The organism is Algibacillus agarilyticus (assembly GCF_003286125.1).
Lineage (GTDB): Bacteria > Pseudomonadota > Gammaproteobacteria > Enterobacterales > Alteromonadaceae > Algibacillus > Algibacillus agarilyticus.
On the sequence record NZ_QMED01000006.1, the window covers coordinates 109,955 to 129,500 of the forward strand.

The following is a 19,546-nucleotide window of genomic DNA, read 5'->3' on the forward strand; positions in this document are numbered from 1 at the left end:
AGCACTGACAAAACGAAATAGATATATAGCGAGATGAATGACAAGTAATGGGGAAATAACGAGATATAGTCTTCTCGCTCAGGTTTTATGGTTCATTGTCAGCGCTTACTCACCCAATCACATAATAGAGCATATGCTCATGGCGTCTGGAAGCTTGCCTGCATGGATGCAGGTAAGGGGCGAGAGCAGGACGCGGTAGCTTTGACTGCTTTGCTTACATGGATGTAAGTACTTCGGTTTCGTCTGGAACTAGAAACCTGCCCCCTAAAACCCGATCGCTTTGACTATACAAAAATCAATTAGTCGCTGTTTTCGCTTATTACATTTGACTTATTTTGGTATGGATCGCAAGCGTAATCGAGTTCCCATGCGATTTACGGCGACTAAACTCCAGTCGAGATTGATATTTATCAGCGATCTGCTTGAGTAAAAGCATGCCCACATCAATATTTATATGGGTGTTTAATTTAGAAAAGTTGGCACCATCATCATGGCAAATCAACCAAATTTTTTCATTGTAATAACGCAAAACAAGATCAATATTTCGACTTCGTGCTTCAAATATAGACAGATGCGCGATCTCATATAATGCTCTATATATATCCGCTTGCATTTCATATTCTAAAGATTCAGGTAAAGTGACCTGTGCATTCACTTTGCAGTTAAACTCGCGCTCTAAATAATCCACTAAAATAGGAACCGCCGTTTCGATACTGCGGCTACCTATAGTATCAGGCACCCCTTGCCTATTTTTAATGGCTAATTGCTGTAAAGAAACCTGAGTTAGCTCCGCTATTTGAGCTAAAGTATCTTCGTTTATCGGCTCTTCAGTTAAGGCTTTAATTTGTTTTAAGTTCAAATTAATCAACGAATCTGTTTTTTGTTTCAGCAATAATTCGCTATGAATTAATTTTTTTGCGCTGCGTAAACTATGTGCTCGCACATTGAAATACCAGATTGCCGAAACCAACATGGCAAATATAGCCCCAGCATAAATAAATAAACTGAGCTTACTTAAATACCATAAAGGCTGTACTGTGATTTTAAAAAGTACATCTTTTGCACTCCAGTAACCTAACGAGTCAGTCCCTTGAATTTCTAGAATATGCTCACCGCTTTCTAAACCAGTCAACGACAACGTGTTACCCGCAATAATTTGCCATTTATTTTGGCCAATGCGATATCTAAATTTATGATTGCCTAAATTTCTAAAATCGAGCACCGCTAAACGTAAACTGATTAGTTCTTTGCTAGATTCTAGAAAAACATCATTAACATTGTATTCTATACCTCGTATGGTTGTAACCGATGAAACAATCACATTAGGGTTACTTGCCGATTGAGATGCAATCGGTAATCTTATTAATCCTCGCATTGTTGGCACATAAAGCATGTTATCCACAATAGCGACGCTGGCATTTACATCCCAGTTTTCCGTATTATTCACAAGGTGTACTTCATCAATCATCGTATTAACACGGTATAAACCACTTTGCGTACTAACCCATAAATCATTATCTTTTAGCGTAAACCCATATACCACCTTACCCGCCAAAAATTGATTAATGATCTTACCTTCATGATCTAATACCAAAACACCATCACCTAACGTGCCGACATACATTTTTTGATAACTTTCAGTGATACAAATATATTTATACGTAGTGGGTAAAGATAAAACCTGTAATGCCGAACGATTATTACGATCTAAAACAAGGCCTTGTGAGGTGGCATACCAAAATCGATTACGCTCATCTTTATAAATATCGATGATCTCATTGGCTGGCAATTGATGCGTTTCTCGATTGATTGGGCTTAACCATTTTGCCGAATTGAGGTCATAACGCAAGATCCCGCGATGATTTGAACCGACATACAATATATCATCGGTGATCATGCCCGTTAAATAGACATCACTTGGGGTCGCATCTATTTTTAATAACACTTTAGTTTCAAGCGAAAAAGTATAAACGCCATCAAACGTAATGATATAAAACAACCCTTCCCACATTAATATTTTCGCAATGCGCTTAGCATAAGGCGTCGGTAATTGCGCATTGAGCAACGGCATTGCTTGGCTCAATTTAGTTTGTGTATCAATTTGATATACCCCCGCACCATAAGAGCCTAGATACACTGAATGATCATGTGTAAATAACGTCATATAATTATATTTGACGGGGTTATCATATTGAATATCTAAAGGTTCATATTGATCAGCCGTATATTTATACAAACCTGAATTACCGGCGATCCATAAAACGGCATGCTCATCTTCAAATAGCGTATGCACAAAATCGCCTTGTGTGATCGGCACTGCATAAGATGAAGTAGCCGCGAGCGTTAGTTTTAATCTCGCTTGTAAAACATTATTTTCGGTAATTGTCCAAAAAAGCCGAGGATCTCGACTAGGGAGCATATTAAGAATGGGTTCGGCAGTTGCTATACAGATTGGGGAATTAGATTGCAGCTTGCAAAGTTGATCCAAGCTTGCGATAACAAGTTCATCATCAACTAAAATAGCGCTATTTATTGGCCCTGTATAAACTCGCGTTAATTTTTCATTAAGCACTTGGTATATTTCAGTTCCTGAATAAATATAAGTCAATTTATCAGAGACTAATAGATGCCAATGCCCTTCAGGTAAGTCGACTGAACGAAAAGATTTATCATTCAATTGATAATAAAATAATTGAGACTTTGTTAACGCAAGTAATTGTTCTTGTTGTATAGCGACATATTCAACACTGTGCTGAACAATATCGTAAGACAAAAGTAATTCAGCCTGCCTAGATAGCACATCAACTTGCCAAACACCGGATTTTTCAGTCGCAACATAGACTTGATTATTTAATGTCGCTATTTGGTGAGCCCAATCAAAAGGTCTATCAGGTAAAGCAGATAAAACATTCCTAATCTCGACGCCATCATATTGATATAAGCCCGATTGACGAGCAAACCACATGGTGCCATTTTGATCTTGTTCGATATCATAGATATCTGAATAACTGAATAAGCGACTCTCTTGTGCGGTGCTACAGAATGATAAAGTGGATAAAATGATAAATGTCAGGCACAAAAAAGCCTGACATAAAAAAGAATTTAACTTAGAAATTAATATTTCTGTGGTTGCGACTGCCGCACGCAACAAAGACTTTAGGCATGCCACCTTCTTTCTCGGGTTTTTTAACAAATAAGAATGTAGGTTTACGTGGATCATCCTTGTTTTCTCGGTTATGCCATTTAGTTAAAATTTCTTGACCTGCCGCATCACCATAACGAAATGAAAAAGCATCTGCAATCATCTGCGCGCCATCATCATCCATCACAATAGTGGCAGTGCCGTTATAGCCGCTTTGGTTATCAAAGTCCATATCGACTTTCAAAATACTATTATCCGGTAATAATAATTCGGCATTTAAACGTGCTACTGTCGCGCGTTCCGTTTGCGGGATCAACGATGTGTCATTTGGATAGACGGTTTCATCGTAAACACGAGAAAATCCCAAATCAAAATCATATACTTTAGCAGTTGCTGCCATAGACTTATCTCCTTAATATAGTCTGAGCCAGTGACATACTGACCACTTTCTAAAATAGTTAAGGAATAACCAAATGGCAACTGATTTTTATTACGATATTGTAATTATAGGCGCAGGAATGGTCGGCGCAAGCTTAGCGGCGTCACTTAAAGATGAAAAAATAAATATCTTACTTATCGATAAAATATTGCCAACTGCAGCTGACTTCGCAACCCCTGAACCTCAAGCTCGGGTTTCTGCAATCAACCTAGGTGCTATTCGGTGGCTTAAACAACAAGGGGTATGGCAACAATTAAACGCCACAAGAATACAAGAATATAATCAATTAAAAGGGTTTGAAGGTAGTGGAGCGAGTTTGCTATTTAAAGCATCTGACATAAATGAAACAAAGTTAGGTGCTTTTATTGAAAACAACCATTTACAACTAGCTGCACTAAAAGCTTGCACCTGTGATATTGAGCTCAGCCAACAAATACAAATCGTTAAACAAGACGATAATTGGCAATTAACGCTAGACAACAAAACAGTCATCACCCCTTTTGTAATTGGTGCAGATGGCTCACGCTCTCAAGTCGCTAACCAATTAAATTTCACATCAACCCGTTGGCAATATCGTCAAGCCTGTTTATCCATTACGGTGAAAATGGCAGCACAAGCGCATAGTGAGCAATTTAACCAAACATGGCAAGAATTTAGACCTGAAGGTCCCATCGCCTTTTTGCCACTTTATGATCATTTTGCTAATTTAATTATTTATGACACGCCTGAGCAAATAGCACATTACAAAACATTGTCACATACTCAATTAAAAACAGTGATCACCCCTTTATTTACTCACCTAAACGCTGACTTTACGATTATACAGGCGGCCAGCTTTCCGTTAACACGCAAAACGATTCATACTCCAGCAAAAAGTGGAGCCTTGTTAGTGGGTGATGCTGCCCACAGCATTCATCCTCTGGCTGGTCAAGGTGTTAATTTAGGGATCCGAGATATTGCGGCAGCAAGTCAGTTTATAAAATCCTGTATTGCCAATAACCACACTTTAACGGCAGAAAATACGTGGGATCAATATCTAAAAGACAGACAACAAGATGTCTGGCTAACCAGTACAAGCATGGATTTAACTTATAAATTATTCAGTAACAACAACCCATTACTCAAAACAGTACGCCGTTTAACGCTAAATAATATAAATAAAATAACACCAATCAAACAAACCGCGCTAAAATACGCTTTAGGTCTTAATAATACGTGTGTTTAATGTGTATAAATCTTTAATAGTCACTCTCGTTCTTATGCAAAGCTCAATTTCTATCGCTGCTAATAAATCAGACGACAGATCTGACGATATTGTTGCACAATGCCAACACGCGAGCTCCAGCAAGGTTAAGTATTCGATCTGTTTGGATGAAAAATTAAAAAAAGCAGAGTTATTTTATAAAGCTTGGGTGCAAGGACGAGAGTTAGAGTTAGATGAGCTGGTTAAACAAACGGGTCGAGATTCTATTTTATCTGAATTTATTAAAGCAAATAAATTTTATGAACAATTTATGGAATCACAATGCCGACGGGTATTTTTTGAAAATCAAAGTGAAGGTAACGCGGCGGATCAATATCGAGTATGTAAAGTAAATCAATACAATGCTCGCATAAAGCAACTGAAAGCGGAAGCAAAATAAATAACAGACTGCGTAATCGATTGCTAATAAAAAAGATATAAATATTAGATAAAGATAAGAATTATTCGATGAATTAAACAAGAAAAGAAGTGGCTGGGATACCAGGATTTGAACCTGGGAATGGCGAGATCAAAACCCGCTGCCTTACCGCTTGGCGATATCCCAACTGTAAAGATAGTGCAAAAGGAAAATGGCTGGGATACCAGGATTTGAACCTGGGAATGGCGAGATCAAAACCCGCTGCCTTACCGCTTGGCGATATCCCAACATTTTTAAATGGTGCGGACGGAGAGACTTGAACTCTCACATCTTGCGATACTGGAACCTAAATCCAGCGCGTCTACCAATTCCGCCACGTCCGCATTTTTTAGTTATTGGTGGCTACGCCCTGATTTGAACAGGGGACCCCATCATTATGAGTGATGTGCTCTAACCAGCTGAGCTACGTAGCCAACAACCTCGCCTTAGCAAGTGGCGCGTATTATGCTGATACAGGCACTGACCGTCAATAGTTTTTTTAAAAAAAATGTCACTTTTTCATGTTTTTTTATCGGTTTTTAATATAAGTGCAATAAGAAAACTAAAGTCGATTATTTTATGAACGTCGCATTCTCAATTTAATAACGCAACACACTCAATTTAAGTTTTAGGCATCGTATATAGCCTCACTTATTTTTTATCACCGTAATCATTAATATTCGATAAGCGTATTTTTTATAAAAATATTGAGGTTAAACTGGATCTTAAATAAGCTAACTTAAAATCTTTTTATCTGTACTCACTCTCCTCCCCCTGATAAGACCTGATAAGTCCTATTTGCTGAATTAACGCATTACTATAAACAATGGCGTACCCTGAAATAGAATCGATTACAGTGGTTAGGGTGTGTTTATCTTTTGTGTATGCTTTTGTAGCGGTATTTGCACGATTTATACAAGGCAGAGCGATTACGGTGTCGTTATTCTACATAAAAGAGCGATAAAGACTTTATGCTCCTGCAAAGTCACCTTACCCCACATCCATGTGGGGCAAAGACTTTATGCTCCTGCAAAGTCACCTTACCCCACATCCATGTGGGGCAACATAGTAGAAAGAGTGCAAATGCGCTGCCCTTTGGGTTCAATCCAAAACGCTTTGCTCTTTGTTATTGGCTTTTGACGTAGAACCACTATGCCATCAAGCCAATGCCGCGATCAAAACGCTTTGGAATTGAACAAAATCTATACGACAAAGATAAACACGCCCTAGGTTTAATTATTTTAATAATGCGTTTTAACGTTACTATCGCTATGTGCGAAACATTTTCTTATTGTGTTTACCGCAGCACCGTCGCTAAACGGCCATTACTTTAAATAAGATAATGATATACTGACTTTTATTATCTCTTAAATTAAAGCATGCTATGAATTCTTCCGACATCGTGACTAAAAAAGTTCAAACATGGCTAACAGAAGTCGTTATCGGCTTAAATTTATGCCCTTTTGCTAATCAGCCTTACATACAACAAAAAATAAAGTTTCAGGTCAGCTCAGCTCAAAATTTAGAGCAGTTAACTGAAGAGCTTGAACAAACCATGCAAACACTGCATAAAACGCCAAGTGATGAAGTAGAGACACTTTTATTTATCGTGCCTCGCTTACTTAAAGATTTTTATGAATATAATGATTATTTAGAAATAGCCGACCAAATGCTCGAAAACAACCAATTAACGGGTATATTTCAAATTGCGAGCTTTCATCCTAACTATCGTTTTGATGGTCTTGTGAGTGGTTCTGTAGAGAACTTAACAAACCGAGCTCCCTACCCTATTTTCCATTTTTTGCGTGAAGAGACTTTAACCAAAGTAATTGATAGTTACCCAGATGTTGATGCGATCCCTGATAACAATATTGAAAAAATGCACGCACTGTCAAAAACACAAATTCGTACGCTATTTCCGTTTTTAAATTAATAATCGTCGTTAATCACAGTGATGACTAAAACAGCTCAATAGATTTAATACCAATCCGTTATAATAAGGCCCACTCAGCGAGCATTTAAATGCGCTTAAATGAAAGAATAGTGGTACTCTTTTGAGTTCCAGCAACACAGAGTAAGCGCATTCAAAACTCGCCTGAAAGGAATGCCCCAGCGGCTTTTGACCTGCGTTATCGGTATTTGAAAGGGAACAACCATTCCTACACACCGACGCCTTGTTCAAAAACCGCTGGATGCATTCTGAGAGAGCACTTATTTATATGAATTGGTATAACAGTCAATTTATTAAGCAGTAAGATCAAAAAAGCTCGCCGTAGCGAGCTTTAATCAGGTAAGTTAAGACTTAATCTATACGTTAAACCTAAAGTGCACTACGTCACCATCTTTAACGATATATTCTTTACCTTCAAGACGCCATTTACCCGCGTCTTTTGCGCCACTTTCGCCTTTGAAATTAACAAAATCATCGTAGCCCACAACTTCAGCACGAATAAAGCCTTTTTCAAAATCAGTATGTATTTTACCCGCCGCTTGTGGGGCCGTTGCATTAACCGGTATCGTCCATGCGCGTACTTCTTTAACACCCGCGGTAAAATATGTTTGTAAATCTAATAAATTATAGCCTGAACGGATAACTCGATTAAGGCCTGGTTCTTCAATCCCTAGATCGGCGAGGAACTCATCACGCTCTTCATCTTCTAACTCAGCCATTTCAGATTCAATTGCAGCGCAAACCGGAACAACGACAGCATTTTCTTTTGCTGCAATCTCGCGTACTAGATCTAAATGCTCATTGTCTTCAAAGCCATCTTCACTTACATTCGCAATATACATGGTTGGTTTAAGTGTCAAAAAGCTTAAATATTCAATTGCCGCTAGCTCTTCTTTAGTCAAATCTAAAGAACGCAACATACCACCGTCTTCAAGCGTTGGCTTAATTTTCTCAAGCACTTTAATTTCAACTTTAGCTTCAGCATCGCCGCCTTTAGCGCGCTTAGCTTGACGGAAAATAGCACGCTCAACTGAATCAAGATCAGCTAAAGCTAATTCAATATTGATAATTTCAATATCTTCAGCAGGGTTAATTTTACCCGCAACATGGATAACATTTTCATCGTCAAAACAACGTACAACGTGACCAATTGCATCAGTTTCACGGATGTTAGCTAAAAACTTATTACCTAAGCCTTCACCTTTAGAAGCACCAGCAACTAAGCCCGCGATATCAACAAATTCCATTGTCGTGGGTAAAATTTTCTCTGGTGATACAATGTCAGCAAGCGCATCTAAACGTGTATCTGGAACAGGAACAACACCGGTGTTTGGCTCAATAGTACAAAATGGAAAATTAGCGGCTTCAATACCCGCTTTAGTTAATGCATTAAAAAGAGTTGATTTCCCGACATTGGGTAACCCCACGATGCCACATTTAAAACCCATAGTTATTTCCTGTTATTAGCCTTTGAACGAATGAAGACGATTCATCGCTTTAGTTAAACCATCTTGATACCAAATAGACGTACAACGAAGTGCTTCATCAATTGCAGTATCAATTAATTCTTGCTCAGTACTCGGCGCTTTACCCAGTACGAAACCTGAAACTTTGTTCTTATCACCAGGGTGACCAATGCCAAGTCTCAGACGTAAAAAATCTTTATTGTTGCCTAAACAACTTATGATATCTCGCAAACCATTATGACCTGCGTGCCCACCACCGCGTTTAAATTTTACGATCCCCGGTTCTAATGCTAATTCATCATGCACAACCAGTATTTCTTCAGGTGAAAATTTAAAAAATTTAGATAAACTCGCTACGGCTTGTCCGCTGCGATTCATGAAAGTGGTAGGAATAAGTAATCGAACATCATGCCCTTGAATTAATAAACGGCAAGTGAATCCATGATGTTTAGGATCTAATCTAAGCTGAGCACCATGATCTTCAGCTAACTGCCGAACAAACCATTCACCCGCATTGTGACGTGTTTTTTCATATTCTGAGCCTGGATTACCCAGGCCCACAATAAGTTTAGCAATATCAGCCATATGGCAAGTTATCGCTTATTCTGCAGCTGGTTCTTCAGACGCTTCTTCATCTTCAGAGCTTGCTTTAGGCTTATCAATCGTTACAACAGCAACGTCATGACTCTCACCTTTTGCTAATTCAACTGAGCTTACGCCTTTTGGTAAAGCAACATCAGATAAATGTAACGTGCTACCCACTTCAAGGTCAGCAACATCAACTTCGATGAACTCTGGTAAGTCAGCAGGTAAACAAGTGATTTCAATTTCATTTGCGTGATGAGCGACAACACCACCCGCTTTAACTGGAACTTCTTCATTTACAAAATGAATTGGAACTGAAGTGTGAAGTTTTTGAGAAGCATCTACACGTTGAAAGTCTAAGTGCATGATTCTCGCTTTAAATGGGTGACGTTGAATATCTTTAACTAAAGCTTCAACTTTTTCACCATCAACATTAAGCGTTAAAATGTGTGAATAAAAACCTTCAAACTCAGAAGCTTGAAAAACTTTGTTATGCTCAAATGTGATTGATACAGGTGCTTTATCGCCACCATAAATGATAGCAGGTACTTTATCAGCGTGACGAAGGCGGCGGCTCGCACCTTTACCTAAATCTGTACGTACTGATGCGTTTAATTCATAAATTGCCATTGCAATTATCTCCAAATAAAAGAATATTGTGTTATCTTCGCGACCAAAAATAACATCGAAGCCCAAAAAAGGGCGGCGAATTCTACCATTACCCTTACCCCTACACAATGATTAAACACAATACAGTACAGTTTTTATTCTTCTAATGGCCTTATTCAAAAAGGATACTAAGCTTTTTTATTATAGTTTTAGTAGCTTTAGCTATAATATAAGCCACCAGTAACAAATTAATCATCTTTAAAAACAAGCATTTGTAGGGAATAATGGCTATTCTAAAAAGAAAGGCGAATTTTGATTAATATTGAAATAAACTAACGTACTTGAACTCAAATATAAAAAGATTGAATTTAATCAATTTTTTTAACAAAAAGAGTGGCAAGAATACAAAATAGGGTCAAGAATAAGTGTAATGCTCCAATTATCTTCAATAAAATGATTTTTGTGGGTCGAGGACGGACTGGTAACAGTAAACTCTCTATTACACTGGATGTATTTTCCTTCCAAATAATACATCATCGAATTTATAGATATAATTTAAACAGCAGATAACTAATCGCTAATGAGGATATAAAAATGAGTTTAACCAAAAGCTTAGCGGCAGACGGTTCTTCCTTCACGATACAAATAAAAGGTAAATTTGACTTTAATCTAGTGCAAGATTTTAGAGCCGCTTATGCCGATGTCGGAGATAATACACCTAAAGTCATTATTGATTTACGTGAAACTGAATATATGGATTCTTCAGCCTTAGGTATGTTACTTAACATGCAGAAAAATTTAGGTAGCAAAGTCTCTGGGATCCGTATTGCGAATTGTCGTCCACAGATTAAGAAAATTTTACAAATTTCTCGTTTCGACAAAAAGTTTGAAATTGACTAAATTTAACTTAGAAGATTAGCAAATGCGCATTCTCGTTGTAGATGATCAAGATTTGAACAGAACCATGCTCAAATTTATGCTTGAATCAGAAGGTTATGAAGTTATTCTTGCCGAGCATGGTCAACAAGCCGTTGATATCTTTGATGAAGCACAACCGGACATTGTTTTACTTGATGTCATTATGCCTATATTGGATGGTTATGAAACAGCCCCACTTTTAAAAGAAAAAGCGGGCGACTTCCATTTACCCATCATTTTCATTACGGCATTGGATGATCAAAAATCTATGCTTAAATGCTTAGAGGTAGGCGGAGACGACTTTTTAGCAAAACCGTTTGATAAAGTCATTTTAACCGCCAAAATACGCGCACATCAACGTACACGAGAATTATCGCAAAGTGTAACGGCACAAAATGAAGCTCTTCTCTATCATCAAAACCAAACTAATCGTGAGCACCAAATAGTTGAGCATATATTTTCAAATGCTTTAAACAATAATGAGTTTGTTAAAGATGTCGTTAAGTATCACCTTTCACCGGCATCCATGTTTAATGGCGATTTATTTTTAGCTAATCGATCACCCATGGGCGGCTCATACATTTTACTAGGTGACTTTACAGGTCATGGTTTAGCGGCAGCAGTCGGGGCTTTACCGACCGCACAAACTTTTTTTGCGATGACAGCCAAAGGGCTTTCGGTTGGCGATATAGCAAAAGAAATTAATACCCAACTCCTCAGGCTTTTACCTGATGATATGTTTTGTGCTGCTTGCATCATCGAACTATCAACTCATGGCAAAGCGCTTTCTATTTGGAGCGGCGGTATGCCAGATATCTTGCTAATCAACCAAAAGGAAGGCATTAAACAACGTATTCCTTCACAGCATATGGCAATGGGTATACTTGAAGAAGACGAGTTTGATATTGGTTCATACAGCTTCGAAGTTCACCCAGAAGATAAAATTATCGCATTTACCGACGGTGTTATTGAAGCGCACGACATAAATGATGAAATGTTTGGGCAGGAACGTTTAGAAGCGATATTCGAAGCCAGTCCCTATGCTACCATTGAAAATGTCATTGATAATTTAAACCAATTTTGCGGTGATATAGAACAACAAGATGATGTTTCAATGTGTCAGGTTAACTGCTTGCCAATTAATGATGAAATATCAGGAAATGACCACGAAATAGCCCCTCTACCTTGGCATTTTAGTTTACCGGTAAAACCAGATGAAATTCGAACGACAGATCCCGTATCGCACGTACTCGATATGATCTCAGGAATAAAGGGCATGAGCAAACACCGCTCGACACTCTTCTTAGTGTTAGCTGAACTTTATAATAATGCAGTCGATCATGGTTTATTAAACCTAGATTCATCCATAAAAGATGAAGAAGAGGGCTTTTTTAATTATTATATCCAAAGACAAGATGCTCTCGATATTCTTGCAAATGGTAAAGTGGATATTAGCGCTGAATATGATCCCGACAATAAAATAGTCTCTTTCATCGTAAAAGATAGCGGCAAAGGCTTTAACAATAAAAACCAAGATCTCAGTCCACAGACTGAGTTAGAGTTACCTCACGGCAGAGGCATAAACTTAATTAAAGAGCTATGCCAAAGTATTCAATACACAGATAATGGTTCACGTGTCGAAGTTCATTATTCGGTGCTATCACAAGCACCACAAGAGCTACATTACGCCATTTAAAAATGAAATACATCGAGCTCCGCGCTGTTGTCTATTAAAATGAACAACATCAGCGCATCATTTTTTACATTTGTTGAATAAGCACATCACACCATAAAACCAATATGCAAATAGCTCCAAACCAAAACGCCAGTAATCGATGTAAAACATGATTGTACGAAATATGAATGAAGCTATGTACATAGCGAGAAATAACAAATAACCAAGCCGTAATAATTGAAAGGTCAGTTTGAATATTCAAGCTGATAAATAAACAGCCAACGACATAAAACAAGACGGGAATTTCAAATAAATTATTAAAGTTACGTGTTGTTTTAATCACTAATTCAGGGGTAGCATCGCCACCTTGCATTAATTTAAAATCACGAGCACGCATTTGACCATTCTTTACGCTGGCAAACCGAACTTTAACGGCGATGCAACCAACAATAAACGTAAGTAACATCATTAAAAATAGGGGATAAATCAAAATGCACTTCCTTATTTAATACTTAATTTAAAGTAAATCAAAGTTTACTTTTCTTTACACTTTCGCAACCCAACTATGCAAATTGCTATGCCAAACTATCACTGTCAACAATACATAATATAAGAGGTTATATCATGACAAATAGCATTAAAGCATTATTCATTGTAGCAACATTTATTTCTACCACCGTTTTTGCGTCACCTAATATGTCATCACATCATAAACATGAACAACGTTTTGAAAAGATGGTCGCTAAATTAGCGTTAACTGAAGCACAAAGCGAAAAAGTGCGACAAATAAAAGAAGACGCAAAATCAGCAGCGGAAGAACATCGAGTTGCTTTGAAAGCGCTAAAACAACAGCAAAAAGAGCTTGACGTAGACGCACAAGACTATTTAGATTCAGTAAGCGTATTAGTTGACGAAGAATCAACTCATATACTTGAATTAACTAAAATCAAACGTTTAGCTTTTGCTAAAATAAAACAATCGCTAACGGTTGAACAGCGTAAAAAGTTTGCCAAATTAAAACGTAAATTTGCGCACAAAAAACACAAGCGTCGCAATAAATCTGAAGCTTATAGTAAAACAGAAAATTAATTTATATCGTAAGCACAATGCGGTGGCCAAAAATAACCTGAGTTCAACACCTCGACGAATGAGCTCAGGTTAATACCTCCATACACAGTGATTATAACTAGGTAAATAATATGACAGAGCAAACAACGATTGCATGGTTAATAGATGACGACACCGCCTTAACGAGTTTGCTGCAAGAATTTTTAGAATCTAATCAATTACGTGTTAAAACATTTGAGCACGGTCAATTAGTATTAACTGAATTAAAAGATCAACAGCCGCCGGATATTATGATTCTTGACATTATGATGCCTGGATTAACCGGTTTACAACTATTACCCGCGATCCGCGCGCAAACAGACGTCCCCATCATTATGTTAACCGGCAGAGGTGACGAAATAGATCGCATTATAGGTTTAGAAATGGGAGCCGACGATTACATCCCTAAGCCTTGCAACCCAAGAGAATTATTAGCCCGTATAAATGCCGTTACCCGTCGCCACCAATACACCCCAAAAATAGAAACAACCCAAACAAAACTTTCATTACATGGCTTAGAAATCGATCTAGGCATGCTGACTTGCCACTATAATCAACAAGAACTCGAATTAACCGGTATTGAATTTTCTGTGTTAGTTGAATTACTTCAACAATCAGGCCGCCTCGTGAGTAAAGAACATTTAACCGAAAAAATTCTTCAACGTAAATTAACGGCCTATGATCGCAGTATTGATGTGCATGTCAGCAGAGTCAGACAAAAATTAAAACAAGCAGGTCTTGATAAAGAGATAATTAAAACCGTTAGAGGACAAGGCTACCAATGCATAATGTCATAAAAAAAGTAAAACAGACTTTGTTTTGGAAAATTTTTCTACTGGTATGGTTAAGTTACCTCGCAATTGCACTATCGGCCGCGCTCATATTTACACTTGACTTTGAACAAGAAAAATTTCACAAAAAACACGAGCGTCATATAGAAAGGCTCGTCTTACCCCATTTATTAAAGTATGAAGATTCAGGAAAAATAACACGTCGACAAAATGGCTTTAAACGCCAAGTAACGATCCAAAAATTACCAAACAAAGAGTACATTTTTGGTAAAAAAAGTGAATCAAACGATAAAAGAACTAACCAATTTATACTGACGACCCCTTCAGATAATCAATATCAAATATCTTACCGAATCCCTCAATTTCAGCATGAGTTTATGCGCTCAATCAGCGTGCATTTTTCACCTATGCGCGTGATTTTTAGCGTGATCATTCTTAGTCTGTTTAGTTTACTTATTACTGAAATGGTCACTCGGCCCATTCAAAAATTGCGAGAGCATGTTTCAACACTTTCATCTGGCGATTTAAATTCACGTGTTGCGACAAAAATTACAAAACGTAACGATGATATTGGACTTTTAGCCCGCACGCTTAATAAAATGTCAGCACGTATTTCACAGCTTATCAATGATAAACAACAGCTGTTATATGATGTTAGCCATGAGCTAAAAGCACCATTAGCCCGTATGCAAGTCGCGAACGCAATCACTCATCAGGCAGCCGAACAAAAAAAGTTACCCGTAAAACATTATCAACAAATAGATAGTGACATTAGTTTATTAACCAAGATGATTGATCAGCTGTTATCGCTCGCTCGTATAGAACATTCTGAATATGATCATGAATTACAAACCATAGATTTACACCAATTATTGCAACAAGAAATACAAAACTGTCAATACAACTGGCCAAATAGAGAAATCGAGCTACAAGGAGATAATCTAAAGTTAACTATTGCAAGTCGATTACTATGCACGGTTATTAATAATATTTTGATTAATGCACTGAAATATACTAATGGTGAAATACAGGTTTTAACAACAACAAACAACAACAATTTGATGATAAAAATAATAGATGCGGGTGAAGGCATACCTGAAACGTTAATAGATAACCTATTTACACCTTTTGTGCGAGGAAAAAACCAAAGCTCCGGTTATGGCCTCGGTTTAGCGATAAGCCAAAAAGCGATACGTCAATTACACGGCTCTATATCGGCAAAAAATTTAAAACCAACGGGCTTAGCAATAGAAATTAATTTACCCCTTAATTAAAAGAATATAAATTATAAACTCTTATTACCAACTAATGATAACATTTGATTATAAAAGATAACTTTTGATCGTTATTGTAAATCATAATAACTAAAATAAAATACACTAATTAATTCAATACATTACAAGGGAAAAACGAATAAAAAACAAACTAAATGTATATCTCTATTAATAGTCAATATCTAAAAACACGCTAAATCACCTTTTTTTGAGCATTACGTCACTTTTTATATAAATTTTTTATAAAGCGTGCCGATACAGATTGGTAATAATTGTTAGACATTATGGCTAGGTTTGATATAGTAATAATTCTGTAGCATTTACCATTATCTTTTTGTTAACATTTCTGTTACTTAGCTACAAAATAATTAGATATTTTAATCATCTTGCGATATTCGAGGTTTGAACTTTGCGTTTATTAATCACACTCTTATCATTTTCAGCACTTTTACTGCTGCTAACGTATTCGACGGATTCGAATGCGGGCGTATACAAGTGTAAAACAGAAGGAAGATATGAATATCGTGATACCCCTTGTTATTATCAAAACCAAGGTGACAACAAAGGAAACCGCGTAAAAGTTAAACCAACCGCTAAATCAGGAACAAATATCAAACTAAATGGTTTATGGTGTCAATATGCAACAGCAACCTCTAAACACTCTCGACGCTCTGTAGTTGATCCAAAAGAATGGGTATTTAGAAGTAATGGCAGTGTTGAGTTTTACTCACCGGTTACCACACGCGATGTGCCCATTAGAGCAACTTACACAATCGCCAGTGATTATTTGCAAACATCGAGTGGCAGATTAGGCAGTTGGTTTGTAGAAGACTATCAAGAAAACACATTAACACTATCAAATACCAACGCAGGTGTTCGTTATTTAAAACGTGGCCGCTGCTCAAAATAGAAATAAATTAATGACATACAAAAAAGGAGCTTCTAGCTCCTTTTTTGTTATCTTCGCTCAGATTTTGACTACACCGTTTATCTAAAATAATTCAATATCATCTCCATCATCATCACTCTTTTTATTTTCTAATAAACTCTTTTTATATAACTCCATGGCTTCGTGTGCAGTCGAGCCTTGCATAATACTCTCAAACATTAAGTGCTCTTCTTTCATTGTATACTGTTTTTTGATCGTATCTCTTAAGTGGATCCAACCTTCTAAATCGGTAAATCGTTCATCTTTAGCCAGTAAATCAGAAAGGTCTTCTAAACTCGTCGCGACATGCTCCATACGCTGGCATAAACGATCATAAAATTGAAAAGCCATTATTGCAGAATTAATTTGCTCCGACATATCGCCGACTTGATCAACAATATCGGTCATTTTGGCTGTTGGATTATTTTCTGCAACTTTTTCAACATTTAAACAAATATTTGCCAGTTCCTGAAAAGAAGCAGATAAGGTATTAATAGAATTATCACCTTCCGTTAAGCTCATATGAATTTGAGCTATTGAAAGAGCTAATAAAGTTGTGGTTTCAGATCTAAAATTTAACTCACTATCCCTATCGTGAGTAGCGCTTAATTTACTCATGGATGCCCTATTCCGTTTAAGTTAATCATCAGTATCCATTAAATATAAATGCAAATGCTTAATAAACAAGAAAAAGACCGACAAAACCTTTAAGTGTATTGCGAATTCAAAAAAGGCCACATAACATAACGTAAATAAAATGATTGGAGACGGGTTGATGTTGCACTGGGATAAGCTATTAAGTGGTAAGAGACGTAAGGATAAATTCGGTATTGCCAGCCAAGTTGCATCTGCAAATGGCCGCGTTGAATTAGAACGCGATTACGATAGAATATTATTTGCCACCCCAACCCGCCGTATGGCAGATAAAACCCAAGTATTCCCTTTAGAGCGTAACGACAGTGTTCGTAATAGATTAACTCACTCACATGAAGTATCGAGCTTAGCCCGCAGTATAGGCACACGTTTGGCTTTCGATCATGGCAACACAATTTTTAAAGACAGTGATGAACGCAGCATCATTCGCTGTGTACCGGCTTTGCTATCAGCAATCGGGTTAGTTCATGATCTTGGAAATCCGCCATTTGGCCACCAAGGAGAAGCCGCCATACGCAGTTGGTTTGTTAAAAACAAACAAAGTGTATTTGGTGCACAACCTGATTTAGCAAATGATTTTGTTAACTTTGATGGTAACGCCCAAACCTTTAGGTTAGTCACTAAGCTACAAGTATTAAACGATAGCTTTGGGCTAAACTTAACCTACGCGACATTAGCCTCAATGCTTAAATATCCAACCTCAACACAAGAGCAAGGAATAAGTGGTTGGAAAAAACACGGTTATTTCCTTTCTGAACAAAAAATAGTTGAAGATATTTGGCAAGAGACAGGGTTACACCAAAACGTACGCCATCCTTTTACTTATATCATGGAAGCTTGCGATGATATTGCTTATTCCATATTAGATGCAGAAGATATCGTGAAAAAAGGCTTTGCTTCTTTTTCTGATATTGTTGATCACCTTGACGCACTCAACCAACATGACGAAGTCACTCGGTGGGTTATTAAGAATGCCAAAAAGAAAAATACCGAATTTAAAACCGCAGGGCTTTCACCAAAAGAATTAAATGATGTATCTATGCAAATGTTTCGGGTTTATTCAATTACCGCCATGGTAAATGCGGTAATTGAACAATTTATCCAAGATATAGATTTTATTATGTCTGCGACCGCTCCAGCCAGTTACGACTTAATCACAGCATCACCAGCGGCGCCATTTTGCCAAGCGATGAAACAGTTTGATAGAGCGCATGGCTATAATCATAAAAGTGTTTTAGAACTTGAGTTAAGTGGTAATAACTATATCCACAATATGATGGACATGTTGTGGCAAGGTATTGAAGAACAAACCCATAATCAAAAAAATATGAGTTTATTTAGTAAATATGCTTATCAGCGAATTTCTGAAAATTACCGCCGGATTTTCGAGCAACCCAATGAAGAACTGCCGATTGAATATCGAAAAGCTCAACTGCTATCTGATGCTGTGTCCGGTATGACAGACAGTTATTTAATCCATATACATGACGAGTTAAAAGCACTACATGACTAAAGTAGCCGCGTCGCCCATTATTTTAAAAAAACGTTTACAGCGCTTTTTTAACTCAACCAATAAAGGTCGGCAGCAAGTTCAATCCATCACCGTACAACTACAAGCGATTGGTCAAGTTTACTTATTTGGTGGGGCGATCCGTGACATCGCACTCGAAGGCATGCGAAATTTTTATGCCGACCTGGATTTTGTTATTGATGCCAAGCCCGATTTACTAGATAAGCTCATGGCTGAACTGGCATTAAAATACACTGTGCATAAAAATAAATTTGGTGGTTACCGCTTGCTGTGCGATAAATGGTGGTTGGATATCTGGGCATTAAGCAATACCTGGGCGTTTAAACAAAAACACGTGCAATTGGATAATATAGAATCCCTGCTTAAAACCACTATTTTAAACTGGGATGCAGCTTTATACTGCTTAAATAGTCAGCAAGTGCTTACATCGGGTAGCTTCTTTACACACTTAACACAAGGTTACGTCGATATAAATTTAGCCACAAACCCCAATCCGCTGGGGGCATATGTAAGAGTATTACGCACACTGTGCAGCAAAAAAGTAACAAGTTTTAGTGTAGATTTAGCACGCTACCTTTTAAATGCAAATACCGAATTTTCAATAGAAACAGCGCTAAGTTATGAAACATCGCATTTTAAAACAGCTTATTTGAGTCAGTTTAATCTATCTCAAATATTACAAGCGAGCCAAGCTCATCACATAAATCCGATTCCTTGGCATATAAGCATGACGACATTACCCTTGCTTTTAGAAAGCGATCGCTAATAAAAAGTGGCTAATAAAATTAGCCACTCGGTACTTTAAAAATAAAGCT

The 19,546-nt window shown here is 37.4% G+C and carries 18 protein-coding genes and 4 tRNA genes; 11 read left to right on the forward strand and 11 right to left on the reverse strand.

What is annotated here, in order from left to right; translation table 11 throughout:
- Window positions 1–319: 319 nt before the first annotated feature.
- The gene (locus DPX34_RS07075; RefSeq protein WP_157964642.1) at window positions 320–3,079 is read right to left on the reverse strand and encodes a ligand-binding sensor domain-containing protein; all 2,760 of its coding nucleotides are present in this window, start codon (window positions 3,077–3,079) and stop codon (window positions 320–322) included.
- A 28-nt stretch (window positions 3,080–3,107) separates the two neighbouring features.
- Window positions 3,108–3,542 (reverse strand): hypothetical protein, encoded by a 435-nt coding sequence (locus tag DPX34_RS07080; protein WP_111977713.1) that lies wholly within the window; start codon window positions 3,540–3,542, stop codon window positions 3,108–3,110.
- A 73-nt stretch (window positions 3,543–3,615) separates the two neighbouring features.
- Between DPX34_RS07080 and DPX34_RS07085 the strand changes: the two genes are divergently transcribed.
- Window positions 3,616–4,806 carry an FAD-dependent monooxygenase gene (locus DPX34_RS07085; protein WP_111977714.1) on the forward strand — a complete coding sequence of 397 codons (1,191 nt, stop codon included), beginning with the start codon at window positions 3,616–3,618 and terminating at the stop codon, window positions 4,804–4,806.
- Between the two features lie 34 nt (window positions 4,807–4,840).
- Window positions 4,841–5,224: a hypothetical protein gene (locus DPX34_RS07090; RefSeq protein WP_232824685.1), complete on the forward strand. Its 384-nt coding sequence runs from the start codon at window positions 4,841–4,843 to the stop codon at window positions 5,222–5,224.
- Between the two features lie 90 nt (window positions 5,225–5,314).
- On the opposite strand, the gene DPX34_RS07095 is transcribed toward DPX34_RS07090, so the two are convergent.
- The 4 genes from DPX34_RS07095 to DPX34_RS07110 all read right to left on the reverse strand — a co-directional run bounded on the left by DPX34_RS07095 (window position 5,315) and on the right by DPX34_RS07110 (window position 5,676).
- A tRNA-Gln gene (locus DPX34_RS07095) sits at window positions 5,315–5,389 on the reverse strand.
- Window positions 5,390–5,415: 26 nt separating this feature from the next.
- Window positions 5,416–5,490, reverse strand: a tRNA-Gln gene (locus tag DPX34_RS07100).
- Between the two features lie 11 nt (window positions 5,491–5,501).
- Window positions 5,502–5,586, reverse strand: a tRNA-Leu gene (locus tag DPX34_RS07105).
- Window positions 5,587–5,599: 13 nt separating this feature from the next.
- Window positions 5,600–5,676: transfer RNA gene (locus DPX34_RS07110), tRNA-Met, on the reverse strand.
- Window positions 5,677–6,626: 950 nt separating this feature from the next.
- On the opposite strand from DPX34_RS07110, the gene DPX34_RS07115 reads away from it, so the two are divergent.
- Window positions 6,627–7,175 (forward strand): DUF1415 domain-containing protein, encoded by a 549-nt coding sequence (locus DPX34_RS07115; protein ID WP_111977716.1) that lies wholly within the window; start codon window positions 6,627–6,629, stop codon window positions 7,173–7,175.
- A gap of 374 nt (window positions 7,176–7,549) precedes the next feature.
- On the opposite strand, the gene ychF is transcribed toward DPX34_RS07115, so the two are convergent.
- The 3 genes from ychF to DPX34_RS07135 are packed head-to-tail and all read right to left on the reverse strand — an operon-like array spanning window position 7,550 to window position 9,874.
- Window positions 7,550–8,641, reverse strand: a complete 1,092-nt coding sequence (ychF, locus tag DPX34_RS07125) for a redox-regulated ATPase YchF (protein ID WP_111977717.1) — start codon at window positions 8,639–8,641, stop codon at window positions 7,550–7,552.
- Between the two features lie 15 nt (window positions 8,642–8,656).
- Window positions 8,657–9,244: an aminoacyl-tRNA hydrolase gene (pth, locus tag DPX34_RS07130; protein WP_111977718.1), complete on the reverse strand. Its 588-nt coding sequence runs from the start codon at window positions 9,242–9,244 to the stop codon at window positions 8,657–8,659.
- A gap of 15 nt (window positions 9,245–9,259) precedes the next feature.
- Window positions 9,260–9,874, reverse strand: a complete 615-nt coding sequence (locus DPX34_RS07135; protein ID WP_438938510.1) for a 50S ribosomal protein L25/general stress protein Ctc — start codon at window positions 9,872–9,874, stop codon at window positions 9,260–9,262.
- 573 nt (window positions 9,875–10,447) lie between these two features.
- Here DPX34_RS07135 and DPX34_RS07140 point away from each other — a divergent pair.
- Window positions 10,448–10,753 carry an STAS domain-containing protein gene (locus DPX34_RS07140; RefSeq protein WP_111977719.1) on the forward strand — a complete coding sequence of 102 codons (306 nt, stop codon included), beginning with the start codon at window positions 10,448–10,450 and terminating at the stop codon, window positions 10,751–10,753.
- 22 nt (window positions 10,754–10,775) lie between these two features.
- Window positions 10,776–12,467, forward strand: coding sequence for an ATP-binding SpoIIE family protein phosphatase (locus DPX34_RS07145; protein ID WP_111977720.1), 1,692 nt, complete (start codon window positions 10,776–10,778; stop codon window positions 12,465–12,467).
- Between the two features lie 64 nt (window positions 12,468–12,531).
- Here the strand turns inward: DPX34_RS07145 and DPX34_RS07150 are convergent, their stop codons facing one another.
- A complete protein-coding gene (locus DPX34_RS07150) occupies window positions 12,532–12,936 on the reverse strand; it encodes an MAPEG family protein (RefSeq protein WP_111977721.1) in 405 nt (134 codons plus the stop codon).
- Between the two features lie 134 nt (window positions 12,937–13,070).
- On the opposite strand from DPX34_RS07150, the gene DPX34_RS07155 reads away from it, so the two are divergent.
- The 4 genes from DPX34_RS07155 (at window position 13,071) to DPX34_RS07170 (ending at window position 16,528) form a co-directional block, all read left to right on the forward strand.
- The gene (locus tag DPX34_RS07155) at window positions 13,071–13,535 is read left to right on the forward strand and encodes a Spy/CpxP family protein refolding chaperone (protein ID WP_111977722.1); all 465 of its coding nucleotides are present in this window, start codon (window positions 13,071–13,073) and stop codon (window positions 13,533–13,535) included.
- Between the two features lie 110 nt (window positions 13,536–13,645).
- Window positions 13,646–14,350: a response regulator transcription factor gene (locus DPX34_RS07160; protein WP_111977723.1), complete on the forward strand. Its 705-nt coding sequence runs from the start codon at window positions 13,646–13,648 to the stop codon at window positions 14,348–14,350.
- Window positions 14,335–15,618, forward strand: a complete 1,284-nt coding sequence (locus DPX34_RS07165) for a sensor histidine kinase (RefSeq protein WP_111977724.1) — start codon at window positions 14,335–14,337, stop codon at window positions 15,616–15,618. The genes DPX34_RS07160 and DPX34_RS07165 overlap by 16 nt, the downstream gene beginning before the upstream one ends.
- Before the next feature lie 409 nt (window positions 15,619–16,027).
- The gene (locus DPX34_RS07170) at window positions 16,028–16,528 is read left to right on the forward strand and encodes a hypothetical protein (RefSeq protein WP_111977725.1); all 501 of its coding nucleotides are present in this window, start codon (window positions 16,028–16,030) and stop codon (window positions 16,526–16,528) included.
- A gap of 81 nt (window positions 16,529–16,609) precedes the next feature.
- Here DPX34_RS07170 and DPX34_RS07175 read toward each other — a convergent pair whose 3' ends face one another.
- On the reverse strand, window positions 16,610–17,164 hold the full coding sequence (locus tag DPX34_RS07175) for a hypothetical protein (RefSeq protein ID WP_111977726.1): 555 nt from the start codon (window positions 17,162–17,164) through the stop codon (window positions 16,610–16,612).
- A gap of 157 nt (window positions 17,165–17,321) precedes the next feature.
- Here DPX34_RS07175 and dgt point away from each other — a divergent pair, with 157 nt between their 5' ends.
- Window positions 17,322–18,713, forward strand: a complete 1,392-nt coding sequence (gene dgt, locus DPX34_RS07180; protein ID WP_111977727.1) for a dGTP triphosphohydrolase — start codon at window positions 17,322–17,324, stop codon at window positions 18,711–18,713.
- Complete coding sequence (locus DPX34_RS07185) at window positions 18,706–19,497, forward strand: hypothetical protein (protein WP_111977728.1); 792 nt, start codon at window positions 18,706–18,708, stop codon at window positions 19,495–19,497. The genes dgt and DPX34_RS07185 overlap by 8 nt, the downstream gene beginning before the upstream one ends.
- The last annotated feature ends 49 nt before the right edge of the window (window positions 19,498–19,546 follow it).